This is a genomic window from Streptomyces minutiscleroticus (genome assembly GCF_014650875.1).
Lineage (GTDB): Bacteria > Actinomycetota > Actinomycetes > Streptomycetales > Streptomycetaceae > Streptomyces > Streptomyces minutiscleroticus.
Genome location: NZ_BMVU01000115.1, coordinates 1 through 10,820, shown reverse-complemented (window position 1 = coordinate 10,820; position 10,820 = coordinate 1). Strand labels below are relative to the sequence as shown.

Genomic DNA, 10,820 nt, shown 5'->3' with positions numbered 1-10,820 from the left:
TGGCCGGGATCCGGCCGCAGCGCGCGGCCGTTCCCTTCCGTTCCTCGGTGGAGGGTCGGTGGCTGGAGGGTCCGGAGCTGGACGCGGGGTACTGGTACCGCAATCTGCGGCGGACGGTGCGGTTCGACGACGCCGTCCGGTCGCTGGCCGAGCGTGATACCTCCGTCTGGGTCGAGGTCAGTGCCCACCCCGTGCTCGCGCACGGCGTCGTCGAGACGCTGGAGGCCGCCGGCGTGCGCGGGCACGCGGTCACCGGCACCCTGCGGCGCGACGACGGCGGCCTCGACCGGTTCCTGCGCTCCGCGGCGGAGCTCCAGGTCCGCGGGGCCGCGGTCGACTGGGTCCCGCTCCTCACGGGCACCACCGCCCGTGTCCGTCCGTGGGAACTGCCCACCTATCCGTTCCAGCACCGGCACTACTGGCTGGCGTCGGCGCCCGCCGCGACAGCCCCGGGAGAACCCGTCATGGACATAGGCACCGGTACAGACATCGGCACGCGAGCGGGATCGAACGCCGAGGAGGAGAACGAGGCGGGGGTGGAGTTCGCCCGCCGACTGCGGGACGGTGGTCCGGAGGAGCGCGAGGCGCTGCTGCTCGGTTTCATCCGGGAAGAGGCCGCCGCCGTCCTCGGGCACGAGACGTCGGACTCGGTCGCGCCGGACGGTGTCTTCTTCGACATCGGGTTCGTGTCGCTGACCGCGGTCGAACTGCGCAACCGGCTGCAGACCGCCACGGGCCTGGAGCTTCCCGCCCTGCTGATCTTCGAGGAGCCGACGCCCGGTGCGCTCGCCCGGTATCTGGCGGACCTGCTGGCGCGGGAACACGGTGGCGAGGACGTGCCGCCTGTGGTGGACCGGACGCACGGCGAAGGGGAGTGAGCGGCATGTTCAACATCGACGTCTACCTCAAGGCCCTGGAGTACGACGGGCCGCGCGAACCCACTGTCGACACCTTGCGGGAACTGCACAAACGGCACCTCATGACCGTGCCGTACGACTCCTCTCTCAACTCCGGTCGCGGGACGTCGCTGTGGGCCGGCGTGGACATCGACCACGACGCAACCTTCGACGCCGTCGTGACCGGTGGCCGGGGCGGCGTCTGCTACGAATTGAACGGCCTGTTCAGCGCCCTGCTGCGCGGCCTCGGTTACCCGACAGGGGTGTTCGCCGCCGGGATCCGGCAGGCCGACGGTGCCTTCGGCCCCGACATGGAGCACGTCTTCGGATTCGCCCGTGTCGGGGACGACGTCTGGCTGACCGACGTCGGTTTCGTCGGCCCGTCCTACCTCGAACCGCTGCGCCTCGCGGTCGACGAGGTCACCACCCAGTACGGCACCGACTTCCGTATCGTGCGGGACGGCGGTTACCACGTGGTGCAGCGGAAGGGGCGCTCCGGCGGCTGGCAGGCCGTGTACCGCTTCCGTCCCGAGCCGCGCGAGTACGCCGACTGGGGCGTGCCGTCGCCCGAACTGGAGCGGTTCGCCCGGCAGCTGTCGGGTGCGGGCATCGTCGTGCGGGGCCGGGCCTTCGAGCGGGGGCAGCGCATCCTGATCGGCAAACGGCTGGTGACCGTGGACGACGGCCACGAGCGGATGCGCGGCGTCGTCGACCCCGGCGACCACGCCCGGGTGCTGGCCGAGATCCTGCGCCGGCCCACGGAGGCGTCATGACCGGCGGGTACCCCACAGCTCCGGGACCGCACGGCCGCGGTCCCGGCACTGCCGGACAGTGGGGCGCGCCTGCTGAGGGAGGCGGCGCGGCCGCCGGCGGTCCGGTACCGGCCGGCGCGGGCATCGGCGCCGGCGTCGATGTCGACACCGATGTCGTGATCGTCGGCTACGGCCCCGTCGGGCAGGCCACCGCCCTCCTGCTGGCCGCCCGCGGACACCGTGTGACCGTGCTGGAACGGTTCCCGCGGCCGTATCCCATGCCGCGCGCCGTCTCCTACGACGGCGAGTCCGCCCGGATCATCGCCGCCACCGGTGTGGGTGGGGAACTCGCCCCGCATGTCGAGTCCTCCCGCGACTACGTGTGGCACACCGCCGGGGGGGAGACCCTCTTCCGGGTGGACGTGGAGGACCGGGGCCGTTCGGGCTGGCCCGACTCCACCTCGGTGTATCAGCCGGGTCTGGAGGCCGCTCTCGCCTCCCAGGGTGAACGATCGCCGAACCTGCGGGTGCTGCGGGGTCGCACCGTGACCGCCCTGGCCGACCGGGGCGACCGGGTGGTGCTCAGCGTGGAGGGCGAAGGGGGTGGCACGGTCACGTCCCGCTGGGTGGTCGGCTGCGACGGCGCGAACAGCCGGGTGCGCGAGGCCATCGGGGGCACCGTCACCGACTTCGCCTTCTTCAACGACTGGCTGACCTGCGATGTCGTACTGCACGACGAGAGGGAGCACGTTCCGAACAATCTCCAGGTCTGCGACCCGGCCCGGCCGCGCACGGCGGTGTCGGCCGGGCCGGGGCACCGCCGCTGGGAGTTCATGCGGCTGGAGCACGAGTCCGCCGAGGAGTTCGGCACCGAGGAGAACGTCTGGAAGCTGCTGTCCCTGTTCGACATCGCGCCCGGTAACGCCACCCTGCTGCGGCACGCGGTCTACACCTTCCAGGCACGTTACGCCGACCGGTGGCGCCGCGGCCGTGTGCTGATCGCCGGCGACGCCGCCCACCTGATGCCGCCGTTCGCGGGCCAGGGCATGTGCTCGGGGTTCAGGGACGCCGCCAACCTCGCGTGGAAGCTGGACCTGGTGCTCGCGGGGCGGGCCGGCGAAGCACTGCTGGACACCTACACGAGCGAACGGCGTGCCCATGTGCGGCATGCGCTGACCATGTCGATGGATCTGGGCCGGGTCATCTGTCAGACCGACCCGGCCGCCGCCCGGGACCGGGACGCCGCGATGCTGGCCGCCCAGGAGCGGGCCCGGCGCAGCGCCGTCGGCGCGGCCCGGCCGCGGACCCCCGTGCAGCCGCTGACCACAGGGTTGCGGCACGGCTCCTTCCCGGCCGGCGACCTGGTGCCTCAGGGGAGGGTCAGGGTGGCGGGAGAGGCCGCGGACCGCTTCGACGACGTCGTCGGCCGCGGTTTCGTTCTGCTGACCACCGAGCGGCCGGAGGCGCTGCTGGACGACGCAGACCGTGCCTGGCTGGAGGGTCTGGGCACCCGTGTCGTGCGGGTGACGGCCGACGACGGGGCCGAACCCGCGCCGGGCTGTGTCGCCGACACCGACGGCGTCTACCTCCCCTATCTGGCCGCCGCCCGTGCGGCCGCCCTGTTGGTCCGGCCGGACTTCTACGTCTACGGTGCCGCTTCCGACCGCGCCGGCCTGGCCGGTGTCGTCACCGCGCTGCGCACCGCGCTGGGCTCCTGAGGCGAGGCGGCCCGGCACTGCCAGGGGCGGGCCCTTCCCGGGCCCGCCCCCAACTGTGTCCCGCTGTGTCCCTTCCGGGGCTCAGACGCGTACGGCGTCCCCCCGGATCGGCCGCCGGAGCAGGATCTCCGCGACCAGCCGGGCGAGGTCCAGGGACTGCCGGCCGTTCAGCCGGGGGTCGCACGCGGTGAGGTAGCGCTGCGACAGCTGGTCCTCCCGCAGGTCCTCCCGGCCGCCCAGGCACTCGGTGACGTCGTCGCCGGTGAACTCCAGGTGCAGGCCGCCGGGATGGCTGCCGAGCGCCCGGTGCACGGCGAAGTATCCGTCCACTTCGGCGAGGATCCGATCGAAGTGCCGGGTCTTCACCCCGGACGCGGTGGCGTGGGTGTTGCCGTGCATCGGGTCGCACAGCCACACCACCGGGTGCCCGGCCGCCGCCACGGCTTCCACCAGTGGCGGCAGGGCGTCGGACACCCGGTCCGCGCCCATGCGGCTGATCAGGGTCAGTCGGCCGGGCCTGCGGTCCGGGTCGAGCGCCTCCGCGTAGGCGAGGGCCTGCGCGGGAGTCGCGCCCGGCCCCAGTTTCAGCCCGATCGGATTGGCGATGTGCCGGGCCAGCGCCACGTGCGCGCCGTCGAGGTCGCGGGTCCGCTCGCCGATCCACAGGAAGTGGCCCGACAGCCCGTACCCGTCACGCACCAGGGGGAGTTCGTAATCGAGGAGCAGCGCCTCGTGACCGGCGAACAGTTCCGTGTGCGTCTCGGCGGTCGTCGCACGGACCACGTCGAGCGCGGCCTCCGCGTCGGCGTACGCGGTGAGCATCCGCTGCGGGTCGGGGCGGCGGGCCTCGGGGGTCGCCGCGGCGCTGTGCACGATGTCGCCGCGGTAGGCGGGCAGTCCGTCGGAGTCCACCGGCCGGGAGCGCGGCTTGGCGTACTGTCCGGCGATGCGTCCGACCGGCACCACGGGCAGTGCCGAGGCGACTTCCAGCAGGGTTGCGCAGTGCAGCAGGGTCCTGAGGTTGGCGCGCAGGTGCTCGGGTGTGTTCCCGGCGAAGGTCTCGGCGCAGTCCCCGCCCTGGAGGAGCAGCGCGCGGCCCTGGGCCACCTCGGCGAGCCGTTCGGTGAGCCGGTCGACCGCGGCGGGTGCGACCAGTGGCGGCAGTGCGCCGAGCGCGGCCCGCACCTCCCGCACGCGTCGCTCGTCCGGCCAGTGCGGCTGCTGGGCGGCCGTTCTGCCGGCCAGTGAGCGGGCGAGGGCGGGGTCGACACCGCCGTACGTCGTGGGCGTCTCGGTCATCCTGGTCAACCCGTCTTCCTGAGATTGGCCCACAGATCGGCCGGCAGGTCCTTGCGGCGGCGCACTCCGAGTTTGCGGTAGACCCGGGTGAGGTGTTGTTCGACGGTGCTGGCCGTGATGTAGAGGCGCAGGGCGATCTCGCGGTTGGTGTAGCCGAGCACGGCCAGTGAGGCGACCCGGCGTTCGGACTCGGTGAGCGATCCGATGCCGCTGTCGGGCCGTACGTCCTCGTCGCCGGGGACGCCGCCGTCGAGGTCGCCGGAGACCGACAGCAGTTCCCGGGCGAGCGGCTGCATGCCGCACATGTTCGCCACGTGCAGTGCCTGGCGCAGCAGCAGACGGGCGCGGCGCTTGTTGCCTGTCGCCTGGTGGGCGCGGCTGAGATCGGTGAGTACCCGTACCTGCTCGTAGCGGTCGCCGGACGACTCGGTGAGGTCGATGGCCTCCGTCAGCAGCGGTATCCGGCGGCCCGGGGGCCCGGCCGCGGCCAGGAGCCGCAGCGCCGGTCCGCGGACCGGCGCCCGGTCGGCGTCCGGCCGGCTGAGCTGCTCGTGGATCAGCCACCACGCCTGGTCGCGGTTGTCGAGCCGCAGCCACGCCTCGGCGGCGTAGGTGCGCCAGGGCACCGTGCCCGCGGCGTCCAGGCCCCAGCCGCGCACCAGTTCGCCGCAGGAGAGGAAGTCGGCGAGCGCCGCGTGGCTGTGCTGGGTGGCGAGGTGGTGACGGCCCCGGGCGAACAGGTAGTGCAGTCCGTACAGGCTCTGGAACATCGTCTCGCCCACCGCGTGGGTCAGGTGTTTGGCGGCCGTGCGGTGCTCTCCGCGGTGGGTGGCGGCCAGTACCAGTGTGCTCAGCGGCAGTCCGACCGCGATGCCCCAGGCGGCGGGGCTCAGGCGGGTCAGGGCGAGCCGGCAGTTCTCCTCCGCGACCGCCAGTTCGCCGCGCAGCAGGGCGGTCTCGCCGCGTGCGGCGGCGTAGCGTGCGGCGCTCGTGGGGATGCCGTGCCGCTCGGCGGTGGCGAGCAGCCGCTCGCTCCAGGCGGCCGCGTCGTCGGTGCGCCCCGTTCGCACCAGCACCCGCAGGGCGAGGAGCGTGGCCTCCTCGGCCCAGACCGTGCCGGAGTGCGGCTGCCCCTCGCGCAGGGTCTGCAGGGCGCGGCCCGCGGCGCCGGCCGCCCGGCCGCCGGCCAGCGCGTCCGCGAGCGCCGCCGCGGTTCCCAGGTGCGGGTCGATGCCGGGTACCACTGTCTGCCGCAGACCGGCGGGTACGGCGGGCGGGCGGCGGCCCCGGGCCAGGGCCGGATGGGTGTACGCCAGCCAGACCTCGACGTCGCGCAGCGCGCCCGTCTCGGCCGGCGTCTGCTGATCGGCCTGCCCGGCCCGGTCGCGCAGGAGGTCCAGCAGGTCCACCGCTTCGTCGCCGCGTCCGTGCCACAGCAGTTGCCGTACGACCGAGAGGGCCTCGTCCGGGCCGAGGTGGCCGGCGCGGACGGCGGCGGTCAGGGCGATCAGATGGCGGGCGGCCGCCGAGGGGTTGCACCGCCACTCCGCCTGGGCCAGGCGGTAGCGGATCACGGCTCTGGCCCGTTCGTCGGACGTCGCTTTGTGGGCCAGTCGCAGGCAGTCCACCGCGAAGGGCAGGCGGTGGTCGAGCAGGGCGTGTTCCGCGGCCTCGGTGAGGACGGGCACCGCCCAGGCCGGCTGGGCGCTGTCGGCGGCCACCAGGTGTTGCGCCACCGTCTCGGCCCCGGCGCCGGACTCGTGTCGCAGCCGGGCGGCGCGCAGGCGGAGTTGCGTGTGGTCGTGCGGGGGCAGGTCGTCCAGGACGGCGGTGCGCGCGTCGTCGGTGCGCAGTCGGCCGGTGTCGTCCAACAGGCCGGCCGCGGTCAGCGAGGCCAGGACGTCCGTGACCGCCTCGGGGCCGTCGTCGCCGGTGAGGTGTGCCACGTCCGCGGCCTCGGCGTCGTCGCCGAGCACCGCCAGCGCCCGTACGATCCGCAGGACGCCCGGATCCGTCCGGTGCAGGCAGCGCAGCAGGGCGGGCCCGTAGTGCGGTGCGGGACCGGTGTGCTGCTCCTCGGCCAGGGCGTGCAGCAGCAGCGCGTTGCCTCCGGCCGCGTCGGCCAGCTCGCCGCCGATGCGCCGCACCGTGTCCTCGCCGAGTTCCTCGGTGAGCAGGCGCAGCGCGGCGGGGCGGGACAGCAGGGGCAGGTGCAGCCGGTGGACGTGGGGGTGGCGCAGCAGCTCGGCGTGCAGCCGGCGGCGCTCGGGCCATGAGGTGGTGCCGTCGGCGAGGAGGAGCAGGAGCCGACTCTGCGGCAGGTGCCGTACCAGGTGCCGCAGGAAGTGCAGGGACTCCTCGTCGGCGTCGCTGATGTCGTCCACGGCGATCAGCAGCGGCGTCTCGGCTGCCGCCGTGAACACCGGCTGTGCGAGTTCCCGGCACGCGTGCAGCAGCGCGGGGGAGGGGGCGTTGCCGGTCGCGGCGGCCGGTGCCGTCGGGGTGGTCGTGCCGACGTGTGCCATCAGTTGTTCGGCGGGCCGTGCGGACCAATCGGCGGCGCGGAAGAGCTGGCCGACCACGCCGAACGGCAGCGCCCGCTCCTGTGCCGAACACCTCGCGGTGACGACCTGGACGTCGTGCCGTGCGGCCGCGCGGTCCGCGAAGACGCGCATCAGTTCGGTCTTGCCGGTACCGAGCGGGCCCTCGACGAGGACGGCCCGGCCGGCCTGGTGGAGACAGTCGGCGAGCAGTGTGTCGAGACGGTCGATGTGTGCGTCACGTTCCAGCAGCGAAGCCACGTGATAACTCCCGGACTTTGTCACTCGTGCGGCCGCCGGCCGCCGGTCGACGACGGCTCTGGGACACGGCGACGCTGCCGTTCCCGTCTCGGGCCGGAGCCATCATGGTCGGCTCGCGCCCATTGGCCGGGAATTCACCGCCCATGCGCGGTCCACCTCCGGCGACATCCGTGGTTTTGGGTGGAGGCGCCTTCGAGAAGTGCCGTGTGAAATGCGTGACAGGCCATTATCGGCCACATGGATGGTCGGGGACGCGTGTTCGAACTATTGTGTAGCGGGCATGGTGTAATGAACCCGAGTGACTTTTGGGTCGGTGCGGTGGTCGGGCTGGGGGAGGCTGACGTTGCGCTTCAATGTCTTGGGATCGCTGGAGGTAATCTCCGGCGGCACGCAGGTCGCGATACGGGGAATTCAGCAGCGTGCGCTGCTGGGTGTGTTGCTGCTTCGCGCGAATAGCGTGGTGAGTACCAGCGAGATAATCACGACGCTATGGGGGAACGACCGTCCGTCCACGGCGCGGAAAATGGTGCAGAACTCAGTGGCCGGATTACGTAAGGTATTCCGCGGGGCGGCATCGGACGGCGAAGGCGTCTCGCTGGATACCACGATGCCGGGATACATCCTGAGAATCGAGCCGGAACAGCTCGACCTGACGCGATTTCATGAACTTGTCACGTTGGGGCGTGCGCACCTCGCGGCGGGTGACTGGGCCGCCGCGTCCCGGCAGTTGCGCGACGCCCTGGCGCTGTGGCGCGGTCCCGCCCTCGCCGACGTCGCCGACAGCGGTATCACCTGGCCCGAGCTGACCGCGCTGCGCGGCACCCGGCTCGCGGTGTACGAGGACTGCTTCCAGGCCGAACTGGCGCTGGGGCGCGATCGTGAACTCATCGACGAGCTGGAGGCGTTGCTGGAGGCCGAGCCGACCCGCGAGCGCCTGGTGGCCCAGCTGATGGTGGCGCTGTACAACTGCGGACGGCAGCCGGAGGCGCTGGCCCGCTACCGGCGCGCCCGGGACCTGCTCGCCCACCGCTTCGGCCTGGAGCCCGGCCGCAACCTCCAGCGGTTGCAGCACGCGATCCTCAGCCACGATCCCGCCCTCGCGCTGAAACTCGTCGGCACAGGACCTGCCGTCCCGTCGCCCGCGTACCGCGCCCCGGCCTCCCGTGGAATCGCCGCCTCCGCTTCGACAGCGTTGTCGCCCCCTCGGCGGGACCATCCGCCGGCACCCTCCGTGCCCCCTGGCCCCGACCGGTCCCCGCGGCCCTACCGCGAGTCGTGGGAGCGTGTGGAGTGCCGCCGGGTGAGCGTGGTGATGGTGCGCACCCGCTGGACGACCCCCGACGGCGACGTGCCGTCCCCGGGGCGCATCGACCACGCCGTCAAGGAACTGACCAGCACCCTCCAGGAACAGGCGGCGCACTACGGCGGTTCGGTGCGCCGGGCCTTCGGCTCCGTGTGGATGATCATCTTCGGCGCGCCCCGCGCCCACGAGGACGACCCCGAGCGAGCCGTGCGCGCCGCCCTGGCCCTGCGCCGCCGCCTGGTGTCGCTCGGCTCGCGGCCGGGCGGAGACGACGAACGGCTCACCGTCCAACTGGTCGTCGGAACGGGGGAGGTCGTCGTGACGTACGACGACAGCGCCCCGGAACCGGTGGAGGTGACGGGGGAGGTGCTGGACTCCTGCCACCAGTGGCTGCCCCAGGTGCCCTCCGGCGAGGTGTGGGCGTGCGACGCCACCGTGGAGGCGGTCGGCTCCCTCTGCGACGCCTCCCGGCCGGACGGCGTTCCCGGCGCGTGGCGCCTGACCACCAGCAGACCGCGTTCCGCGCCCGCGTCCGCCGAACCGGCCTTCCTGGAGCGCACCCGGGAACTGCACATCCTGCGCGGCGCCTACCAGGACGCCGTGCGCCGCCGGCTGCCGCACCTGGTCACGGTCGTCGGCGAGCCCGGCATCGGCAAGACGCGCCTCATCGGCGAGTTCACCGCGACGCTGCGCGCCGACGCACCGCGGGACGACCCCGAATATCCCCCACCGCGGGTGCTGTACGCGGCCGCGCCCGCCTTCGACGCCCACACGCCCTACGAGCCGCTCGCCGGCCTGGTCCGCGGTTGCGCCGGTGTCCGTCCCGGCGCGGCCGGGGCCGCCGTGCTGCCCGCACTCGCCGAAGCCGTGGCCCGTCTGCTGCCGCACGCGCCCGACGCCGACCGGACCGTCGCCGCCCTGGCCGCCTGCCTCGGACTGCCGACCCCCGCCGCCTCCCCGGAGGGGCCCGGCGGCGGGCACGAGGCGGTGACCCGCGAGGAGGTCCTCGACGCCGTGCGGAGCGTCCTGGAGGAGACGGCGGCCGAACACCCCCTGGTGGTGGTGCTCGACGACTTCCACCGCGCCGCCGATTTCGTGCGGGGCTTCGTCGAGGATCTCACCGTGCGGCTGGGTCCGGTGGGCCTGCTGCTGGTCGTCGGAGCCCGCTCCGAGCTGCTGCACGCCTCGCCCGGCTGGGGCTGCGCCAAGCGCCGCTCGTCCCTGATCACGGTGGCACCGCTGTCCGCCACGGCCACCCACGCCCTGATCGAGGCCGCCTCCGGCCGTCCCCAGGACGCCGGTGACCGGACCGCGCTGGCCGACGGCAACCCCTTGTTCGCCCAGGAGTACGCCCGCACCACCGCGGTGGACGCCCGGCACCGCCCCGTCCATCCGCCGACGGTGCGCGCCGTCGCCGCAGCCCAGCTCGACACCGTGGACAGCGTCGCCAAGTCGGTGCTGCGCGACGCGGCGGTCGTCGGCGAGACGCTGTGGCGCTCCGCGGTCGGCGCGGTCAGCCTGCGGGAGTCCGAGGAGGTCACCCGCGTCCTGGAGTACCTGGAGTCACGGGACCTGCTGCGCCGGGTGCACCGCAGCAGCATCCCCGGAGACATCGAGTACGCCTTCCGCTACCCCGTCACCCGCGACGTCGTCCTGGCCCAGCTGCCGGGCAGGGTCCTCCTCGAACGCCATCTGCGGGCCGCGAACTGGGCGAGCCTGCTGGACTCGGTGCGGCCGGACCTGCTGGCCCTGCACTACGACCGGGCGATCGCCCTCGCCGAGGCGGACGGCGCGCCGGTGGAGGCCCTGGAGCGGCAGGCGTGGGAGGCGCTCGTGGCGGCCAGCGCCCGGGCCGCCGCCACCGGCGACGACGACCGGGCGGTCAGCTGTCTGGACTACGCCCTGGACCGCTGCCCGCCCGGCGAACCCGAACGGACCTGGCTGCTCACCCACCGTGCGCGCATGGTGGACAGCCTTGCGGACGGTGACCTGCGCGACGGCGGGGGACGGCGGCGGACGGACCGCCGGCTGGGCTGAGCCGGCGGGCCGTC

At 73.6% G+C, this 10,820-nt stretch carries 6 protein-coding genes; 4 read left to right on the top strand and 2 right to left on the bottom strand.

Going from position 1 to position 10,820, the window contains the following annotated elements:
* From IE271_RS39290 to mhpA, 3 genes are all read left to right on the top strand, one after another.
* Positions 1–878, top strand: an 878-nt coding sequence (locus IE271_RS39290) for an acyltransferase domain-containing protein (RefSeq protein WP_190195234.1), incomplete at its 5' end; no start/stop codon positions are given.
* 5 nt (positions 879–883) lie between these two features.
* Entirely contained in the window at positions 884–1,669 is a 786-nt protein-coding gene (locus IE271_RS39285; RefSeq protein WP_190195233.1) for an arylamine N-acetyltransferase family protein, read from the top strand.
* Complete coding sequence (mhpA, locus tag IE271_RS39280) at positions 1,666–3,366, top strand: bifunctional 3-(3-hydroxy-phenyl)propionate/3-hydroxycinnamic acid hydroxylase MhpA (RefSeq protein WP_190195232.1); 1,701 nt, start codon at positions 1,666–1,668, stop codon at positions 3,364–3,366. The genes IE271_RS39285 and mhpA overlap by 4 nt, the downstream gene beginning before the upstream one ends.
* 81 nt (positions 3,367–3,447) lie before the next feature.
* Here the strand turns inward: mhpA and IE271_RS39275 are convergent, their stop codons facing one another.
* Positions 3,448–4,665 carry a 3-deoxy-7-phosphoheptulonate synthase gene (locus IE271_RS39275; RefSeq protein WP_190195235.1) on the bottom strand — a complete coding sequence of 406 codons (1,218 nt, stop codon included), beginning with the start codon at positions 4,663–4,665 and terminating at the stop codon, positions 3,448–3,450.
* Positions 4,666–4,670: 5 nt separating this feature from the next.
* The gene (locus IE271_RS39270) at positions 4,671–7,466 is read right to left on the bottom strand and encodes a helix-turn-helix transcriptional regulator (RefSeq protein WP_190195231.1); all 2,796 of its coding nucleotides are present in this window, start codon (positions 7,464–7,466) and stop codon (positions 4,671–4,673) included.
* Positions 7,467–7,989: 523 nt separating this feature from the next.
* Here IE271_RS39270 and IE271_RS39265 point away from each other — a divergent pair.
* Positions 7,990–10,806, top strand: a complete 2,817-nt coding sequence (locus tag IE271_RS39265) for a BTAD domain-containing putative transcriptional regulator (protein ID WP_308435257.1) — start codon at positions 7,990–7,992, stop codon at positions 10,804–10,806.
* The last annotated feature ends 14 nt before the right edge of the window (positions 10,807–10,820 follow it).

Coding starts and splice junctions, on each gene's coding strand:
- IE271_RS39285 (WP_190195233.1), top strand. CDS start 884: ATGTTCAACATCGACGTCTACCTCAAGGCCCTGGAGTACGACGGGCCG.
- mhpA (WP_190195232.1), top strand. CDS start 1,666: ATGACCGGCGGGTACCCCACAGCTCCGGGACCGCACGGCCGCGGTCCC.
- IE271_RS39265 (WP_308435257.1), top strand. CDS start 7,990: ATGGTGCAGAACTCAGTGGCCGGATTACGTAAGGTATTCCGCGGGGCG.
- IE271_RS39275 (WP_190195235.1), bottom strand. CDS start 4,665: ATGACCGAGACGCCCACGACGTACGGCGGTGTCGACCCCGCCCTCGCC.